This is a genomic window from Streptomyces sp. NPDC085932 (assembly GCF_044540525.1).
Classification (GTDB): Bacteria; Actinomycetota; Actinomycetes; order Streptomycetales; family Streptomycetaceae; genus Streptomyces; species Streptomyces levis.
In genome coordinates this window covers 743,344-761,480 of the sequence record NZ_JBITSJ010000004.1, presented here as the reverse complement: position 1 = coordinate 761,480, position 18,137 = coordinate 743,344, and the positions used below count along the sequence as shown (strand labels likewise).

Below are 18,137 nucleotides of genomic sequence, written 5' to 3'. Positions count from 1 at the left end.
ATGGCCTTCCGGGAGATCAACGCGAAGATGATCGAGGCGACCGTGACGCCCGGTCAGCGGCTGTTCAGTCAGCGCGGCGCGATGCTCGCCTACCGGGGCGAGGTGTCCTTCACGCCCAACACGGCGGGCGGCCAGGGCGGGATCATGTCGATGATCGGCCGCCGGGTCGCCGACGAGGACACGCCCCTGATGACGGTCGAGGGCAGCGGCACGGTCCTGTTCGGGCACGGAGGGCATCACATCCAGGTGATCCGGCTCACCGGCGACACCCTGTACGTCGAGGCGGACCGCCTGCTGGCCTTCGAGGGCACGCTCCAGCAGGGCACGATGTTCCTGGGCTCGCAGGGCGGCGTGATGGGCATGGTGCGCGGGCAGGTCAGCGGCCAGGGCCTGTTCACGACCACGCTCAAGGGGCACGGGGCCGTCGCGGTCATGGCCCACGGCGGCGTCATCGAGATCCCGATCACCCCGCAGCGCCCGGTGCACGTCGACCCGCAGGCCTACGTCGCCCACCACGGCGAGGTCCGCAACAAGCTGTCCACGGCCCTGGGCTGGCGGGACATGGTGGGCCGCGGTTCGGGCGAGGCGTTCCAGCTGGAGCTCAGCGGCAGCGGTGCGGTGTACGTCCAGGCGTCGGAGGAGAAGCTGTGAGCACGTACGGAACCCCGGGCGCCGGCCCCGCGGTCTTCGACCCGGCGACCCTGCCGCCCGACGACAACGTCAATCCCTACGCCTTCTGCGTGGAGCTCAAGGGGAGCCAGTGGTTCCTGCAGAAGGGGAAGATGATCGCCTACTACGGCTCGATCGACTTCAACGGCGTCGGACACGGCCGGCTGGACCGTCTCGTGCGCACCTCGTTCCATTCGCCACTGCACGCGAGCGACTGGGTCGTGGCGGAGGGCTCGGGCAAGATGCTCCTCGCCGACCGGGCCTTCGACGTGAATTCGTACGACCTCGAAGACGGCAACCTGACCATTCGCTCGGGCAACTTGCTTGCTTTTCAGCCAACTCTGTCGCTGAAGCAATCCATCGTGCCCGGTTTCCTCACCCTCATCGGAACCGGAAAGTTCGTGGCCGCGTCCAACGGTCCGGTGGTCTTCATGGAACCCCCGATCCGGGTCGACCCCCAGGCCCTGGTCGGCTGGGCCGACTGCCCCTCCCCCTGCCACCACTACGACCACGGGTACATGACCGGCGTGATGGGCGGCCTACGTGCGCTGACGGGCCTGGGCGGGGCCTCCGGCGAGGAGCACCAGTTCGAGTTCGTCGGGGCGGGCACGGTCCTGCTCCAGTCGTCCGAGACCCTGATGGCCGAGCAGGCCACGGGGGCCGTTCCGCACCAGGCGGGGGTGCCCGGAGGCGGGCCGTCCGCGCCTCAGCACGGCCAGTCCGGGGTACCGCGCCTTCCCGGACAGCTGGGGGACCTCCAGCGTCGCTTCGGGCTGTGAGCGGTAGTCTGCGGAGTGTGACATCGAACGCCTGCGCACAGCTGTTCGCCAGGTGAGCGCCGTCACACGCCACCCCTCACTAGTTCGCCTTTCAACCTTTTAGGTAGACTTCATTCATGGAGACCGAGACGGCCACCCGCTGGCTGACCGATGCGGAGCAGTGCGCTTGGCGCACCCACCTGGAGGTCAACAGGCTGTTGACGTACCAGCTCGAAAAAGACCTGCAGCCGTTCGGCCTGACAATGAACGACTACGAGATCCTGGTGAATCTCTCCGAGTCCGAGGACCTGCGGATGCGGATGAGCGACCTCGCCTCCGCCACCCTCCAGTCCAAGAGCCGCCTCTCGCACCAGATCACGCGCATGGAGAACGCGCACCTGGTCCGGCGGGAGAACTGCGAGTCCGACCGCCGGGGGCTCTACGCGGTCCTGACCGACCACGGCATGGCGACGATGCAGAAGGTCGCGCCGCACCACGTGGCGTCCGTGCGCAGGCACTTCATCGACCTGCTGTCCCCCGAGGCCCTGACGGAGCTGGACAAGGCCCTCAAGCCCATCGCGGAGCACCTGCGCGGACAGCGCGGGCGCCCCTGACCGCGACCGGCTAGACGAGCGGCAGGCGGAGCTCGAACAGGGCTCCGCCTGCGGGTCCCCGCCCGGCCGTGAGCGTGCCGCCGTGGCGTACGGCGACGTCCCGGGCGATGGCCAGTCCCAGACCGGCACCGCCGTCGTCACGGCTGCGGGCGGCGTCCAGCCGGACGAACCGTTCGAAAATCCGCTCGCGGTCGGCCTCCGGCACGCCGTCCCCGTCGTCGGCCACCCCGACCACGGCCCGGTCCCCCTCGCGCCGCACGCTCACCGTCACGGCCGAGCGGGCGTGCCGCTGGGCGTTGTCCAGCAGGTTGGCGAGCACCCGCCCGAGCTGGCCCCGCGATCCGGCCACCTCGACCGGCTCCGCCTCCACCGTCACCCCGCTGCGCCCCTCGGCCTCCTCCCGGGCGAGCCCGGCCAGGTCGACGCGCGTGTCGTTGGGCCGCTCCCCCGCGTCCAGCCGGGCGAGCAGCAGCAGGTCGGCGGCGAGCCGCTGGAGCCGGACGGTGTCCTCCACGGCCCCGTCGAGGTCGAGCAGCTCGGGATGGGCGGCGGCCACCTCCAACTGCGTGCGCAGCGAGGCGATCGGGCTGCGCAGTTCGTGGGATGCGTCGGCGACGAACCGCCGCTGCCGCTCCACCGACGTCTCCAGCGCCGCCAGCGTCTCGTTGGTGGTGCTGGCGAGCCGGGCGATCTCGTCATGGGTGTCCGGCTCCGGGACGCGCCGCGCGAGGTCCTCGGACCGGGTGATCGCGGCCATCTCGCGCCGGATGCCCTCCACCGGCCGCAGCGCCCGCCGGGTGACCAGCCAGGTCACGCCCGCGACGACGCCGAGCAGCAGCGGGAACCCGATCAGCATCACCGTCAGCGCGGTCCGTACGGCCCCGTGCTCGGCGGCCAGCGGCGCACCGGCGTAGACCTTGAGGGTGCCCCGGCCGGGGGTCTCCACCTCGACGGCGGCGTACCGGTAGTCCTCGGTGTCGCCGTCGACGGTCGCCGACCCGTTGCTGAACACGGTCTCCGCGGAGATCTCCCCCGGTTCCAGGGGATCGGCCGAGGCCTCGGAGTCGTCATCGTCGTCCCCGGCCGGCCGCCCGGCGCCCTGCGCCTCGACCCGGTCGCTGTCCGTGCCGCTGATCCGCTCCAGGTCCTCGCTGACCGCGACCAGCCGCTCGTCCTCGTCGAGGACCTGCACCGGCCCGATGTCCCCGTCCAGCCCGGACAGCTTGTCGTACGGCGTGCCGGCCGCGAGCTCGGCGGCGACGGCCCGTGCGGAGCGCTCCGCCTGCGTACCGGCCTCGCCCATCAGATTCGACCGCAGGGACAGCAGCACGGCGGCCCCGGCCGCGACGAGCGCCACCGCGACGACCAGCGTGGCACCGAGCGTGGCCCGCGCCCGGACGGACCCGAACAGCCGCCTCACGGCGAGGTCTCCAGCCGGTACCCGGCCCCGCGCACGGTCCGGATCAGCCCCGCACGCAGCTTGCGCCGCAGGGTGCTGACGTACACCTCGACGATGTTCGGATCGCCGTCGTACGCGAAGTCCCAGACGTGCTCCAGGATCTCCGACTTGGACACCACCTCGCCGGCCCGCAGCACGAGCTGCTCCAGCACGGAGAACTCCTTGGCGGTCAGCGCGATCTCGTCCTCCCCGAGGAACACCCGGCGCGCGGCCGTGTCCACCTTCAGATCGCCGTGCACATGCACGGGCGAGGCTCCCGCGCCCTGCCCGCGCCGCCGCAGCAGGGCCTTGACCCGGGCGACGAGCACGACGTACGAGAACGGCTTGGTCAGATAGTCGTCTGCGCCCGTGTCGAGCCCTTCGGCCTCGTCGTACTCGCCGTCCTTCGCGGTCAGCATCAGGATCGGCACCTCGTGCCCGGCGGCGCGCAGGGCGGCGCAGACCCGGTAGCCGTTGAGCCCGGGCAGCATGATGTCGAGGATGACCAGGTCGTACGTCCCCTCCGAGGCCTGGTGCAGCCCCTCCCGTCCGTCGTGGACGACGTCCACGGCGTACCCCTCGGCCGTCAGGCCCCTGGCCAGCGACAGGGCCAGCCGCTTCTCGTCCTCCACGATCAACAGGCGCATGCGTCAAGAGTGGCAAAGGGAAGCTGAAGATCCCTTCAGGGGCCTTCAGCTTCCTCTCAGCCTCCGTCGGCGAGAGTCGAAGACATCGAAAACCAAACGACTCGGGAGGAATCCGCATGAAGCGCAACATCGTGATCGCCGCTGTGACCGCCGCCGCGCTGATCGGAGGCGGTACGGCCACGGCACTCGCGACCACGGGGGACGACGAGGGCTCGGCGCGTCAGGCGGCCACCACCCGTCCGGCGGGCGACGACGCCCGGGACGACCAGGACGACGCGGACGACCGCGACGACGACGCCGGGCGGGCCGCCTCCACCGGCATCTCGGCGCCCGAGGCGATCGCCGCCGCGCTGAAGCACACGTCGGGTACGGCCGTCTCCGCCGAGCTGGACGACGAGGACGACGGCGGCAAGGTGGTCTGGAAGGTCGACGTCCTGTCCGGCGGCAGCACCTGGCACAGCGTGAGCGTCGACCCGTCCAACGGCAAGGTGCTCGGTGCGCAGGGCGACGACGAGGACGACACCGCGCAGGTGCGGGCGGCGCTGAAGGGTTCCTCGGTGACGGCCGAGGAGGCCGCGCGGGCCCTGGCCGGCAAGGGTGTGGTGACCTCCGTCGACCTGGACGAGGACGGCAAGGACAAGTCCTGGGAGGGCGAGACCCACAAGTCCGGCGGCGCCGGGCAGGACTGGAAGGTCGACCTCAAGACGGGCAAGGTCACGGCGGACCGTGCGGACGCGCAGGACGACGACGCGGACGACGACCAGGACTGACCCTTCCTGCCCCCGTTGCATTCGCCCCGGCGTCCGTGCTGACGCCGGGGCGTCGCACAACCCGGCGGTACGAGGTGCCGCCGCGCCCACCCGTGCCGCCCCAGCGGCACGACTGCCCGCAACGAGGGCGGACGGTCACCCGCAGCCCGGTGGGCCCGGCACCTGCAGCAGCGGCAGACGAGACGCGCCCGCACCCGCCGTCGGACGGAAGGGGCCGTGCCGGGGGGTGTCCGCCCGCAGCGGTCGGCGCGTCGACGCACAGTCGGTCGGCACGCAACCCCATCGCGCCGTTCCGAGGACGGACACCCCCCCGGCGCGGCCCCGGCCCCCACCCGGCGCGAAGGCGCCGACGCGCCCCCCAGCGCCCAGCATGAGATGGACGACGCGCCCCCACCACCCGGCGGCCCGCGCCACGCGCATTCCCACCCGGCAGTCACAGGCCGCCGCAGGCAGGCCCCGGCCCTGCTCAGCCCTCCGTCAGGCCCGTCACCAGTTCGTCCGCCGCCCGGTAGGGATCCAGCTCCCCCGCGACGATCCGCTCCGCCAGCGCCCCCAGGCGCCGGTCGCCGTGCAGGTCGCCGATCCGCTCCCGCAGGGCCGTCACCGCGATCGTCTCGACCTCGCGCGAGGCCCGGGCCACGCGCCGCTCCGCGAGGACCCCCCGCTCCTCCATCCAGGCCCGGTGCTTCTCCAGCGCCTCGACGACCTCGTCCACGCCCTCGCCCCGCGCGGCGACGGTCTTCACGATCGGCGGACGCCAGTCACCCGGCCCGCGCGCCTCGCCCAGCCCCAGCATGTGGTTCAGCTCGCGGGCCGTCGCGTCGGCCCCGTCCCGGTCGGCCTTGTTCACGACGTACACGTCGCCGATCTCCAGGATCCCGGCCTTGGCCGCCTGGATCCCGTCCCCCATCCCCGGCGCGAGCAGCACCACCGACGTGTCCGCCTGCGAGGCGATCTCCACCTCGGACTGCCCGACCCCCACCGTCTCGACCAGAATTACGTCGCAGCCGGCCGCGTCCAGCACCCGGATCGCCTGCGGGGCGGCCCACGCCAGCCCGCCCAGATGCCCGCGCGTCGCCATCGAGCGGATGTACACGCCCGGGTCGGACGCGTGCTCCGACATCCGCACCCGGTCCCCGAGCAGCGCACCGCCGGAGAACGGGGACGACGGGTCGACGGCGAGCACGCCGACCCGCTTGCCCTGTTTGCGGTAGGCGGAGACCAGCGCCGAGGTCGACGTCGACTTGCCGACCCCGGGCGACCCGGTCAGCCCCACCACGTACGCCCCTCCGGTCAGCGGCGCCAGCGCCGCCATGACCTCCCGCAGCTGCGGGGACGCCCCCTCCACCAGCGAGATCAGCCGGGCGACGGCCCGCGGCCGCCCCTCCCTGGCCTGGGCCACCAGCGTGGAGATGTCCTGCATCACAGCTCCGTTCTTGAGAGGGGAATCAGAAAGCCGCCGTCAGGCCTTCGGCACCCGCACGATCAGCGCGTCACCCTGACCACCGCCACCGCACAGCGCGGCCGCGCCGACGCCGCCGCCCCGGCGCTTCAGCTCCAGCGCCAGGTGCAGCACGAGACGCGCGCCGGACATCCCGATCGGGTGACCCAGGGCAATGGCACCACCGTTGACATTCACCTTTTCGGTGGACACGCCGAGGTCCTTCATGGACTGCACGGCCACCGCCGCGAACGCCTCGTTGATCTCGATGAGGTCGAGGTCCTCGACGCCCAGTCCTTCCTTCTTCAGCGCGTGCTGGATCGCGTTGGACGGCTGGGACTGGAGCGAGTTGTCCGGCCCGGCCACGTTCCCGTGGGCGCCGATCTCGGCGATCCACTCCAGGCCGAGCTCACGCGCCTTGGCCTTGCTCATCACGACCACGGCGGCGGCACCGTCGGAGATCTGCGAGGCGGAACCGGCCGTGATCGTGCCGTCCTTGGAGAACGCCGGGCGCAGCTTGCCGAGCGACTCGGCCGTCGTGTCGCCGCGAATGCCCTCGTCCTTGCTGAACAGCACCGGGTCGCCCTTGCGCTGCGGGATCTCCACGGGCGTGATCTCGGCCTCGAACAGGCCGTTCTTCTGCGCCGCGGCGGCCCGCTGGTGCGACAGTGCGGCGATCTCGTCCTGCTCGGCCCGGCCGATGCCCAGGCGCGTGTTGTGCTTCTCCGTCGACTCGCCCATGGCGACGCCGTCGAAGGAGTCGGTCAGACCGTCGTAGGCCATGGCGTCGAGCATCTGCACCGCGCCGTACTTGAAGCCCTCGCGGGACTTGGGCAGCAGGTGCGGGGCGTTGGTCATGGACTCCTGGCCGCCGGCGACGATCACGTCGAACTCGCCCGCGCGGATCAGCTGGTCGGCGAGCGCGATGGCGTCCAGCCCGGAGAGGCAGACCTTGTTGATGGTCAGCGCCGGCACGTTCATCGGGATACCGGCCTTGACCGCGGCCTGGCGCGCCGGGATCTGCCCGGCCCCGGCCTGGAGCACCTGGCCCATGATCACGTACTGCACCTGGTCGCCGCCGATCCCCGCACGGTCGAGGGCGGCCTTGATCGCGAAGCCGCCGAGGTCGGCTCCGGAGAAGGACTTGAGCGAACCGAGCAGCCGTCCCATGGGCGTACGCGCGCCCGCGACGATCACCGAGCTGTTCGCTTCAGAGGTTCCAGAAGTCATGAGCTGCGATCCCCTTACCGGCTGCACAGCCGAGGAGTGAACGAGGGTTTACTTCGAATGTACTGAGTGGCACTCCGTGCCGTCATCGGGCTGTCGGTGTGATCGCGCGCACGTTGCGTAACCACCTCGGGGGCGCTGCACTGAAACCATGCTGACGCGAATCGACCACATCGGAATCGCCTGTTTCGACCTCGACAAGACCGTCGAGTTCTACCGTGCCACCTACGGCTTCGAGGTGTTCCACTCCGAGGTCAACGAGGAGCAGGGCGTGCGCGAGGCCATGCTCAAGATCAACGAGACGTCCGACGGCGGCGCCTCCTACCTGCAGCTTCTGGAGCCGACCCGCGAGGACTCCACCGTCGCGAAGTGGCTGGCGAAGAACGGGGAGGGCGTCCACCACATCGCTTTCGGTACGGCGGATGTGGACGCGGACTCCGCGGACATCCGCGACAAGGGCGTACGCGTGCTGTACGAAGAGCCGCGACGCGGTTCCATGGGGTCACGGATCACCTTCCTGCACCCCAAGGACTGTCATGGCGTACTGACAGAACTGGTCACTTCGGCGCCTGTTGAGTCACCTGAGCACTGACCCTCGTACATAGGGGCCGGTAGGGTTGGGTGCGGTCGCCGCTCAACCAGGGTGACCGCGGTCCCGCCGTGCGACGGCAGGACCACCGGGGTCCGGGTTTCGGGGGACGAGCGCCGGGGCAGCAGCCTCTGCTCCGCCGATGATCTGACACCATTCCCCGGGGGCCCCGTTCGGCGGATGGACGGAGCTCGTTCGGAAAGAGTTGCGACCAGGGGACGGATGGGACCGCGCAGTGCGGGGCTACGAGAGCCAGGAGCGAGAGCCGGCGGCTGACGTCGACCACCTCTCTCGGTTCGAAGCCGAGATGAAGCGGCTGAAGACCGAACGGGAAAAGGCGATCCAGCACGCCGAGGACCTCGGCTACCAGGTCGAGGTGCTGCGCGCCAAGCTGCACGAGGCGCGGCGCACCATCATGTCCCGGCCCTCCTTCGAGGGGGGCGACATCGGCTGGCAGGCCGAGCAGTTGCTGCGCAACGCGCAGATGCAGGCCGACCAGATCCGCGCGGACGCCGACCGCGAGCTGAGCGAGGCCCGGGCCCAGACCCAGCGGATCCTCCAGGAGCACGCCGAGCAGGCGGCCCGCCTCCAGGCGGAACTGCACCAGGAGGCGGTGACCCGCCGCCAGCAGCTGGACCAGGAGCTGGCCGAGCGCCGCCAGACGGTCGAGTCGCACGTCAACGAGAACGTGGCGTGGGCGGAGCAGCTGCGCGCCCGCACCGAGCAGCAGGCCCGCCGGCTGCTGGAGGAGTCCCGCGCCGAGGCCGAGCAGGCCCTGGCCACCGCCCGCGCGGAGGCCGAGCGGCTGGCGACCGAGGCCCGGCAGCGGCTGACGAGCGCGGCCGAGGAGGCCCGGGCCGAGGCCGAGCAGATCCTGCGGCGTGCCCGCACGGACGCCGAGCGGCTCCTCAACGCCGCCTCCACGCAGGCCCAGGAGGCCACCGACCACGCCGAGCAGCTGCGCACCTCCACCGTCTCGGAGTCCGAGTCGGCGCGCCGCCGGGCCCAGGAGCTCAGCAAGGCGGCCGAGCAGCGGATGGCCGAGGCCGAGGAGGCGCTGCGCAAGGCGCAGGCCGAGTCGGAGAAGCTGGTCGCGGAGGCCAAGGAGGCCGCCGCCAAGGCCCTGGCGAGCGCGGAGTCCGCGAACGAGACGCGCACGCGCACGGCCAAGGAGCAGGTCGCCCGGCTGGTCGAGGAGGCCACCAAGGAGGCCGAGAACACCAAGTCCGAGGCGGAGCAGATCGTCGCGGACGCCCGGGCCGAGGCCGAGAAGATCGTCGCGGAGGCCTCCGAGAAGGCCCGCACGCTCACCGCCGAGGAGACCGCGACCCAGCTGTCCAAGGCGGCCCGGACGGCCGAGGAGGTCCTCAACAAGGCGTCGGAGGACGCCAAGAAGACCACCAAGGCCGCCGCCGAGGAGGCCGAGCGGATCCGCAAGGAGGCCGAGGCCGAGGCGGACCGGCTGCGCGCCGAGGCGCACGACATCGCCGAGCAGCTCAAGGGCGCGGCGAAGGACGACACCAAGGAGTACCGCGCCAAGACGGTCGAGCTGCAGGAGGAGGCCCGCCGGCTGCGCGGCGAGGCCGAGCAGCTGCGGGCGGACGCCGTCGAGGAGGGCGAGAAGATCCGCGCCGAGGCCCGCAAGGAGGCCGTGGCGCAGATCGAGGAGGCGGCGAAGTCCGCCGAGGAGCTGCTCGCCAAGGCCAAGGCGGACGCGGACGAGCTGCGCACGACGGCCCAGACGGACAGCGAGAAGGTCCGCACCGAGGCCATCGAGCGGGCGACGACCCTGCGCCGGCAGGCCGAGGAGACGCTCCAGCGCACCCGGCAGGAGGCCGAGCGGCACCGCGAGGAGGTCGTCGAGCAGGCCGAGGCCCTCAAGGCGGACGCCGAGCGCGCCGCGCGCGAGCTGCACGAGGAGACCGAGCGGGCCATAGAGGCCCGGCGCGCGGAGGCCGCCGAGGAGCTGACGCGGCTCCAGCGGGAGGCGGAGGAGCGGCTGACGGCCGCCGAGCAGGCGCTGTCGGACGCCCGTGAGGAGGCCGCGCGGATCCGCCGCGAGGCCGCGGAGGAGAACGAGCGGCTGCGCGCCGAGGCCGCGGAGCGGATCCGTACGCTTCAGCAGCAGGCCGAGGCCGAGGCCGAGCGGCTGCGCGACGAGGCCGCCTCCGACGCGTCCGCGGCGCGCGCCGAGGGCGAGGCCGTCGCCGTCCGGCTGCGCACGGAGGCCGCGAGCGAGGCGGAGCGGCTGAAGTCGGAGGCGCAGGAGAGCGCCGACCGGATGCGCGCGGAGGCGCAGGCCGCCGCCGAGCGGCTCGCCACGGAGGCGTCCGAGACGCTGGCCGCCGCCCAGGAGGAGGCCAACCGCCGTCGCCGCGAGGCCGAGGAACTCCTCGGCAGCGCCCGGCAGGAGGCCGACCAGGAGCGCGAGCGGGCCCGCGAGCAGAGCGAGGAACTGCTGGCGTCGGCGCGCAAGCGCGTGGAGGAGGCGCAGACCGAGGCCGTCCGGCTGGTCGAGGAGGCCGACCGGCGCGCCACGGAGACGGTGTCCGCGGCCGAGCAGCACGCGCAGCAGGTCCGGGACTCCGTGGCGGGGCTGCACGAGCAGGCGCAGGAGGAGATCACCGGGCTGCGCTCCGCCGCCGAGCACGCGGCGGACCGTACGCGGCGCGAGGCGCAGGAGGAGGCGGACCGGGTCCGTTCCGACGCCTACGCCGAGCGGGAGCGGGCGAGCGAGGACGCGGGCCGGCTGCGCCGCGAGGCCCACGAGGAGTCCGAGGCGGCCAAGGCGCTCGCCGAGCGGACGATGTCCGAGGCGATCGCGGAGGCGGAGCGGATCCGCACCGAGGTCGCCGAGCACGCCCAGCGGGTGCGCACGGAGGCGTCGGACACGATCGCCGAGGCCGAGCAGAGCGCCTCGCGCACCCGGGCGGACGCCCGGGAGGACGCCAACCGCATCCGGTCGGACGCGGCGGCGCAGGCGGACGCTCTGATCACCGAGGCGCGCAACGAGGCGGAGCGGCTCACCACCGAGACGGTCCAGGAGACCGACCGGCTGCGGATGGAGACGGTCACCGAGGCCGAGCGGGTCCGCACCGAGGCCCTCTCCGCGGCCGAACGCGTCCGTTCCGAGGCGGCGGCGGAGGCCGAGCGGCTGCGGGCCGAGTCGGTCGCGACGGCCGACCAGCTGGTCGGGGAGGCCACCGGCGAGGCGGAGCGGCTGCGGGCCGAGGCCGCCGAGACGGTCGGTTCGGCGCAGCAGCACGCGGAGCGGGTCCGCTCCGAGGCCGAGCGCGTCAAGGCCGACGCCGAGGCGGAGGCGGAGCGGCTCGTCGCCACCGCGCGCGAGGAGGCCGACCGCACCCTGGACGAGGCCCGCAAGGACGCCAACAAGCGGCGTTCGGAGGCGGCCGAGCAGGTCGACAAGCTCATCACGGAGACGACCGCCGAGGCGGACAAGCTGCTCACCGAGGCGCAACAGCAGGCGCACAAGACCACCGCGGAGGCCGAGGCGCAGGCCGACACGATGGTGGGCGCCGCCCGCACGGAGGCCGACCGGATCGTCTCCGAGGCGACGGTCGAGGGCAACTCGCTGGTGGAGAAGGCCCGTACGGACGCCGACGAGCTGCTGGTCGGCGCGCGCCGGGACGCCACGCAGATAAGGGAGCGCGCCGAGGAGCTGCGTGACCGCATCACCTCGGAGATCGAGGAGCTGCACGAGCGGGCCCGCCGGGAGTCGGCCGAGGCGATGAAGACGGCGGGCGACCGCTGCGACGCGCTGGTCAAGGCGGCCGAGGAGCAGCTCGCCAAGGCGCAGGCGAAGGCCAAGGAGATCGTCTCGGAGGCCAACTCCGAGGCGGGCAAGGTCCGCATCGCCGCGGTGAAGAAGGCGGAAGGGCTCCTCAAGGAGGCCGAGCAGAAGAAGAACACGCTCGTCCGGGAGGCCGAGGAGCTGAAGGCCGAGGCGATCCGCGAGGCCAAGCGCACGGTCGAGGAGGGCAAGCGCGAGCTGGAGGTCCTGGTCCGGCGCCGCGAGGACATCAACGCCGAGATCTCCCGTGTCCAGGACGTGCTGGAGGCGTTGGAGTCCTTCGAGGCCCCGTCCGCGGCCAAGGACAACGGGGTCAAGGCGGGCGCGACGATCGGCGCACCCCGTTCGGGTGGCAAGAGCTCGGAAAGCTAGCGAAACGGGGCGAATCCGGTGTGTGCTGAGGGGCTTTGACCAAGACTTTGGCAAGCAGTCCGACGGTTAGCCACTCAAAAGGGGTGTCATTTTCCAGATCAAACGCGCATCCGCTCGATGACACACCGTTTCGGCCCCTAGGATTCCACCTATCACCTCACCGGTCTCATTCGACAGGAACCCCATGAGCGACACTTCCCCCTACGGCTTCGAGCTTGTGCGGCGTGGGTACGACCGCGCTCAGGTGGACGAACGTATCTCCAAGCTCGTCTCCGACCGTGACAGCGCTCTCGCCCGCATCACCGCTCTGGAAAAGCGCATCGAAGAGCTCCACCTCGAGACGCAGAACGCCCAGGCCCAGATCACCGACGCCGAGCCGTCGTACGCGGGTCTCGGCGCGCGCGTGGAGAAGATCCTCCGCCTCGCCGAGGAAGAGGCGAAGGACCTGCGCGAGGAGGCCCGGCGCGCGGCGGAGCAGCACCGCGAGCTCGCCGAGTCGGCCGCCCAGCAGGTGCGCAACGACGCCGAGTCGTACTCCGCGGAGCGCAAGGCGAAGGCCGAGGACGAGGGCCTGCGGATCGTCGAGAAGGCCAAGAGTGACGCCGCTCAGCTGCGCGCCGAGGCGCAGAAGGACGCGCAGTCCAAGCGCGAGGAGGCGGACGCCCTCTTCGAGGAGACCCGCGCCAAGGCCGCGCAGGCCGCCGCCGACTTCGAGACGAACCTCGCCAAGCGCCGCGAGCAGTCCGAGCGCGACCTGGCCTCGCGTCAGGCCAAGGCCGAGAAGCGCCTCGCCGAGATCGAGCACCGCGCCGAGCAGCTGCGTCTGGAGGCCGAGAAGCTGCGCACGGACGCCGAGCGCCGCGCCCGCCAGACGGTGGAGACGGCCCAGCGCCAGGCCGAGGACATCGTGGCCGACGCCAACGCCAAGGCCGACCGCATCCGTTCGGAATCCGAGCGCGAGCTGGCCGCCCTCACCAACCGCCGCGACAGCATCAACGCCCAGCTGACGAACGTCCGCGAGATGCTCGCGACGCTCACGGGCGCCGCGGTGGCCGCCGCCGGCACGCCGGCCGAGGACGAGCCGATCTCCCGTGGGGTCCCGGCGCAGCAGTCCCGGTAACAGCCCGGCATACGGAGTCTGAACCTCCGCAAAGCCCTCTGCCGCTCGGGTGGCAGAGGGCTTTGTCCCGTTCTAGCGTGGCGGGCATGATTGAGCTGGAGGGGCTGACCAAGCGGTACGGCGAGAAGGTGGCGGTCAACAACCTGTCCTTCACCGTCAGACCGGGCATCGTCACCGGCTTCCTCGGGCCGAACGGCGCGGGCAAGTCCACCACCATGCGGATGATCCTGGGTCTCGACCACCCGACCGCCGGTGACGTCCGTATCGACGGCAAGCACTACCAGCAGCTGAAGGACCCGCTGACGTACATCGGCGCCCTGCTGGAGGCCAAGGCCTGGCACGGCGGGCGCAGTGCCTACAACCACCTGCTGTGCCTCGCGCAGAGCAACGGCATCCCGCGCCGCCGGGTGGGCGAGGTGCTGGAGACGGTCGGACTGACGGCGGTCGCGAAGAAGAAGACCAAGGGCTTCTCCATGGGCATGGGACAGCGGCTCGGCATCGCGGCCGCGCTCCTCGGCGACCCGCGGATCCTGATGTTCGACGAACCGGTCAACGGCCTGGACCCCGAGGGCATCCACTGGATCCGCACCCTGATGAAGTCGCTGGCCGCGCAGGGCCGGACGGTGTTCGTCTCCTCGCACCTGATGAGCGAGATGGCCCTGACGGCCGAGCACCTGGTCGTCATCGGGCAGGGGCGGCTGCTGGCGGACACCTCCATGGCCGACTTCATCGCGCGCAACTCGCGCTCGTACGTCCGGGTGCGCAGCCCGCACCGGGAGCGGCTGCTGGATGTGCTGCACCAGGCGGGGGTCGTCGCCGTCGAGAGCGGCGAGGGCGTGCTGGAGGTGGACGGCGACAAGGCCGAGCACGTCGGCGAGCTGGCCGCACAGCACGGGCTCACGCTGCACGAGCTGAGCCCGCAACAGGCCTCGCTGGAGGAGGCGTTCATGCGGCTGACGGCGGAGTCGGTGGAGTACCACGCCCACAGCGGGACGAGCACCGAACCGCCACCACCGCAGCAGCAGCAGCAGTGGGGCGACGGCTGGAAGAGGGGCTGAGCATGGCGGTGACCCAGGTCGTACGGTCGGAGTGGACCAAGATCCGGTCGGTGGCGTCCACGGTGTGGACGCTGTCGCTGGTGGTGGTCGTGACGGTCGCGCTCGGCATGCTGATCTCGGCCCTGTCGAAGAACGAGTTCGACTCGATGAACGCGCAGGACCGGGCGGAGTTCGACCCGACGTTCATCAGCTTCGCCGGGATGAGTCTCGGCCAGCTCGCGATGATCGTGTTCGGGGTGCTGGTCGTCTCGAACGAGTACAGCACCGGCATGATCCGCACCTCGCTGGCCGCCGTGCCGCAGCGGGGCTCCTTTCTGTTCAGCAAGATCGCCGTGGCCACGGCCCTCGCCCTGCTGGTCGGGCTCGTCACCAGCTTCGCCGCCTTCTTCCTGGGGCAGGCGATGCTCGGCGAGCACCGGGCGGAGATCGGCGACCCGGGGGTGCTGCGGGCCGTGCTCGGCGGCGGCCTCTACATGACGCTCATCGCGATGTTCTCCATGGGCGTCGCCGCGATGCTGCGCTCGCCGATGCTGTCGCTGGGCATCCTGATGCCGTTCTTCTTCCTGATCTCCAACATCCTGGGGAACGTCGACGCGACGAAGAAGGTCGGCCGGTTCCTGCCCGACCAGGCCGGCAGCAGGATCATGCAGGTGGTCCCGCCCCTCGACGACGACACACCGTACGGACCGTGGGGCGGCCTGGGGATCATGGGGCTGTGGGTGCTCGCGGCCCTGATCGGCGGGTACGTGCTGCTGAGAAAACGCGACGCCTAGGGGGACGGCCCGGCCCGACCTTTTACCTCCTCTTGGCTGGAACCGTCAGCGCCTCGATATCCTCCTAACCCTTACGGGGGCGTGTGCCCCGCTGTCCTGAACCTTGCGATGGGTGCGGAGCATGATCGAAGCAGTCGGCCTGACGAAGCGCTACGGCGACAAGACCGCTGTGTACAACCTTTCCTTCCAGGTGCGGCCCGGCGCCGTCACGGGCTTCCTCGGGCCGAACGGTTCGGGCAAGTCGACGACGATGCGGATGATCCTCGGGCTCGACAACCCGACGGCCGGGCAGGTGACGATCGGCGGCTACCCCTACCGCAAGCTGCCCAACGCCGCCCGCCAGGTCGGCGCCCTGCTGGACGCCAAGGCCGTGCACGGCGGCCGCTCCGCCCGCAACCACCTGCTCTCCCTGGCCCAGCTGTCGGGCATCCCGGCCCGGCGGGTGGACGAGGTGCTCGGGGTGGTCGGTCTGCAGGACGTGGCCAAGCGGCGGTCCAAGGGCTTCTCGCTCGGCATGGGGCAGCGGCTCGGCATCGCCGCGGCGCTGCTCGGGGACCCCCAGGTACTGCTGTTCGACGAGCCGGTCAACGGCCTGGACCCCGAGGGCATCCTCTGGGTGCGGAACCTGATGAAGGCGCTCGCCGCGGAGGGCCGGACGGTCTTCGTCTCCTCCCACCTGATGAGCGAGATGGCCCTGACGGCCGACCACCTCATCGTCATCGGGCGCGGGCAGCTGCTCGCCGACATGAGCGTCACCGACTTCATCTCGGCGAACTCCGCGGACTTCGCGCGCGTGCGGACGCCCGACACCGAGCCGCAGCAGCGGGAGAAGCTGTCGTCGGCGCTCACCGAGGCGGGCGGGCACGTGCTGCCCGAGCAGGACGGCGCGCTGCGCGTCACGGGCCTGCCGCTGCCCCGCATCAGCGACATCGCGCACGACGCCGACGTCCGGCTGTGGGAGCTGTCGCCGCACCAGGCCTCGCTGGAGGAGGCGTACATGCGGATGACGCAGGGCGCGGTCGACTACCGCTCGACCATCGACCAGAAGGAAGGCCTCCAGCAGCCGCTGCCGCCCGGCGCGCAGCCGCCGATGCCGGTACCGGGCCAGGGCCAGCCGGGCTGGTACGCCCCGCCGCCGCCCCAGCAGGGCGGGCAGCCGTTCTCGATGCCGCCGCAGGGCGCCCCGGGGCAGGCCCCGGCAGGGCCGTACGGCGCCGTCCAGGGCGCTCCCGGGGCGGGCGCCCCCAACCCGTACGCGCAGCCCGCGCCGCAGGCGCCCCCGGTCCCCCAGGGCGCCCCGCAGGGCCAGGCGCCCGCGCCCCGGCCCCCGCAGGCCTCCCCGCAGCCCGCGCCGCAGGCTCCGGCGGAGCAGACACCGGCGGGAGGCGCTCCGTCCGCGCCCGCGGCCGGTGCCGGCGCCCCGCAGGCGCCCGCCGCACCCGCGCGGCCCGCCGCCGCGCCGTCCGCGCCCGCCGCCGCCCCGACCGCCGACCTGACCAAGCCCGAGGACGCCCGATGAGCAGCCCCCAGTCCCAGATGCCGCAGGCCGCGCCCGCCTGGCAGGCGGCGCCCAGCACCTCGTTCCCGGCCGGCTACACCTCGCCGATCCCGGTCGTGCGCACGCACCTCGGCAACGCCATCGCCTCCGAGTGGACGAAGATCAAGTCGGTACGTTCCACGATGTGGACGCTCGGCGTGTTCGTCCTGCTCGTGATCGGCATCGGCGCCCTGACCGGCGTGGTGGTGGCCAACTCCGACCCGGCGCTCGACGGCGAGAGCCCGCTGGGCCTGGGCTTCTTCGGGCTGCTGCTGGGCAGCATGTGCATCATCACGCTGGGCGTGCTGACCACGGCGTCGGAGTACGGCACCGGCATGATCCGCACCACGATGGTCGCCTGCCCGAGCCGCGGCCGGGTGCTGGCGGCCAAGGGCGTGGTGTTCTTCCTGGTCGCGTTCGTGGTGACGCTGGTGTCCGCGTCCCTCGTCGCCTTCATGCACGTCGCGATGCTGGAGGGCAACGGCGCCAAGTCCCCCTCCGGCGGGGAGTGGCTGAAGGGCACGGTCGGCATCGCCGCCTACGTCGCGCTGCTGGGCCTGTTCTCGCTCGCCATGGGCTCGATCATCCGGCATTCGGCGGGTGCCATCACGATCATGATCGGCACGGTCCTGGCCCCGCTGGTGATCGCGCTGTTCATGTTCTCGGAGTCGCTGCAGGGCGTCCGGGACGCGCTGTTCGAGTACTCGATCCCGAGCCAGCTCAGCGTGTTCTACTCCACCTCGCTCAGCGAGTCCGGCCCGTCCGGCTGGGACCCGCTGTGGATCATGCTGGGCGCCACGGCCGTCGCCTTCGCCGCCGCCTTCGCTCTGCTGGAGAAGCGGGACGTCTGAGCCCGGTCAGAACCTCGGCGCGTTACGGGACCGCTGCACCCCCGGGGTGCGGCGGTCCCGCGCGTTCCAGCAGGCCTTGTGCCAGTGCCGTCTGTCGTCGACGCCCGCGTGCTCGGCCCAGGCCACCACGTGCGGCACCCCGTCGGGGATCATCTGGTCGCACCCGGGGCAGCGGTAGGACTTGCCCTGCGCGCTGGCGCCGGCCACGTGCCGCACGCTCCAGTTCTCACCCTGCCAGTGCTCCGAGGACTGCCAGCCGCCGTAGCGGCCGCGGTCGTCCTCGGAGGTCCGGCCGGACGATCCGGCGCCCTTGGGTCGGTTGCGACGCGGGGACACGGGACACCTCTCGGGGCTATACAGGAAGCGGGCCGTGTCCAGCCTACGCGGCGCCCGGAGGGGTACGCGTACGGCACCAATCGTCACAAGTCCCTCCCGGGCGAGGCGGGCTCTCCCCCGGGGGCC

General features: G+C 72.0%; 16 protein-coding genes. 11 read left to right on the top strand and 5 right to left on the bottom strand.

All coding sequences use genetic code 11. From position 1 onward, the window contains the following. From ACIGAQ_RS23825 to ACIGAQ_RS23815, 3 genes are all read left to right on the top strand, one after another. Positions 1 to 651, top strand: coding sequence for an AIM24 family protein (locus tag ACIGAQ_RS23825; protein ID WP_362278644.1), 651 nt, complete (start codon positions 1 to 3; stop codon positions 649 to 651). Further along, positions 648 to 1,448: an AIM24 family protein gene (locus ACIGAQ_RS23820; protein ID WP_399785786.1), complete on the top strand. Its 801-nt coding sequence runs from the start codon at positions 648 to 650 to the stop codon at positions 1,446 to 1,448. Before ACIGAQ_RS23825 ends, ACIGAQ_RS23820 begins: the two co-directional genes overlap by 4 nt. A 116-nt stretch (positions 1,449 to 1,564) precedes the next feature. Next, positions 1,565 to 2,041 carry a MarR family transcriptional regulator gene (locus tag ACIGAQ_RS23815; RefSeq protein WP_311679337.1) on the top strand — a complete coding sequence of 159 codons (477 nt, stop codon included), beginning with the start codon at positions 1,565 to 1,567 and terminating at the stop codon, positions 2,039 to 2,041. 10 nt (positions 2,042 to 2,051) lie between these two features. On the opposite strand, the gene ACIGAQ_RS23810 is transcribed toward ACIGAQ_RS23815, so the two are convergent. Together ACIGAQ_RS23810 and ACIGAQ_RS23805 are read right to left on the bottom strand one after the other, a co-directional pair. Then, a complete protein-coding gene (locus ACIGAQ_RS23810; protein ID WP_399785783.1) occupies positions 2,052 to 3,461 on the bottom strand; it encodes a sensor histidine kinase in 1,410 nt (469 codons plus the stop codon). Next, the gene (locus ACIGAQ_RS23805) at positions 3,458 to 4,126 is read right to left on the bottom strand and encodes a response regulator transcription factor (protein WP_311679339.1); all 669 of its coding nucleotides are present in this window, start codon (positions 4,124 to 4,126) and stop codon (positions 3,458 to 3,460) included. Before ACIGAQ_RS23805 ends, ACIGAQ_RS23810 begins: the two co-directional genes overlap by 4 nt. Before the next feature lie 116 nt (positions 4,127 to 4,242). On the opposite strand from ACIGAQ_RS23805, the gene ACIGAQ_RS23800 reads away from it, so the two are divergent. Beyond that, the gene (locus ACIGAQ_RS23800) at positions 4,243 to 4,896 is read left to right on the top strand and encodes a PepSY domain-containing protein (protein WP_399785779.1); all 654 of its coding nucleotides are present in this window, start codon (positions 4,243 to 4,245) and stop codon (positions 4,894 to 4,896) included. Between the two features lie 466 nt (positions 4,897 to 5,362). Here ACIGAQ_RS23800 and meaB read toward each other — a convergent pair whose 3' ends face one another. Both meaB and ACIGAQ_RS23790 read right to left on the bottom strand, forming a co-directional pair. Further along, positions 5,363 to 6,319 (bottom strand): methylmalonyl Co-A mutase-associated GTPase MeaB, encoded by a 957-nt coding sequence (gene meaB / locus ACIGAQ_RS23795; RefSeq protein ID WP_399785776.1) that lies wholly within the window; start codon positions 6,317 to 6,319, stop codon positions 5,363 to 5,365. A gap of 39 nt (positions 6,320 to 6,358) precedes the next feature. Next, on the bottom strand, positions 6,359 to 7,567 hold the full coding sequence (locus ACIGAQ_RS23790; RefSeq protein ID WP_362278639.1) for an acetyl-CoA C-acetyltransferase: 1,209 nt from the start codon (positions 7,565 to 7,567) through the stop codon (positions 6,359 to 6,361). Positions 7,568 to 7,715: 148 nt separating this feature from the next. Between ACIGAQ_RS23790 and mce the strand changes: the two genes are divergently transcribed. The 7 genes from mce to ACIGAQ_RS23755 all read left to right on the top strand — a co-directional run bounded on the left by mce (position 7,716) and on the right by ACIGAQ_RS23755 (position 17,675). After that, a complete protein-coding gene (gene mce, locus ACIGAQ_RS23785; RefSeq protein ID WP_311679343.1) occupies positions 7,716 to 8,156 on the top strand; it encodes a methylmalonyl-CoA epimerase in 441 nt (146 codons plus the stop codon). 232 nt (positions 8,157 to 8,388) lie between these two features. Next, the gene (scy, locus tag ACIGAQ_RS23780) at positions 8,389 to 12,336 is read left to right on the top strand and encodes a polarized growth protein Scy (protein WP_311679344.1); all 3,948 of its coding nucleotides are present in this window, start codon (positions 8,389 to 8,391) and stop codon (positions 12,334 to 12,336) included. 184 nt (positions 12,337 to 12,520) lie between these two features. After that, entirely contained in the window at positions 12,521 to 13,456 is a 936-nt protein-coding gene (locus ACIGAQ_RS23775; protein ID WP_094055892.1) for a cellulose-binding protein, read from the top strand. A gap of 86 nt (positions 13,457 to 13,542) precedes the next feature. Continuing rightward, complete coding sequence (locus ACIGAQ_RS23770; protein ID WP_399785771.1) at positions 13,543 to 14,514, top strand: ABC transporter ATP-binding protein; 972 nt, start codon at positions 13,543 to 13,545, stop codon at positions 14,512 to 14,514. A 2-nt stretch (positions 14,515 to 14,516) separates the two neighbouring features. Next, complete coding sequence (locus ACIGAQ_RS23765; RefSeq protein ID WP_311679346.1) at positions 14,517 to 15,287, top strand: ABC transporter permease; 771 nt, start codon at positions 14,517 to 14,519, stop codon at positions 15,285 to 15,287. Between the two features lie 121 nt (positions 15,288 to 15,408). Then, positions 15,409 to 16,806 carry an ABC transporter ATP-binding protein gene (locus ACIGAQ_RS23760; protein ID WP_399785768.1) on the top strand — a complete coding sequence of 466 codons (1,398 nt, stop codon included), beginning with the start codon at positions 15,409 to 15,411 and terminating at the stop codon, positions 16,804 to 16,806. Further along, positions 16,803 to 17,675, top strand: coding sequence for an ABC transporter permease (locus ACIGAQ_RS23755; RefSeq protein ID WP_399785765.1), 873 nt, complete (start codon positions 16,803 to 16,805; stop codon positions 17,673 to 17,675). The genes ACIGAQ_RS23760 and ACIGAQ_RS23755 overlap by 4 nt, the downstream gene beginning before the upstream one ends. Before the next feature lie 6 nt (positions 17,676 to 17,681). Here ACIGAQ_RS23755 and ACIGAQ_RS23750 read toward each other — a convergent pair whose 3' ends face one another. Further along, positions 17,682 to 18,011 (bottom strand): ATP/GTP-binding protein, encoded by a 330-nt coding sequence (locus ACIGAQ_RS23750; RefSeq protein ID WP_094055897.1) that lies wholly within the window; start codon positions 18,009 to 18,011, stop codon positions 17,682 to 17,684. Positions 18,012 to 18,137 lie beyond the last annotated feature (126 nt).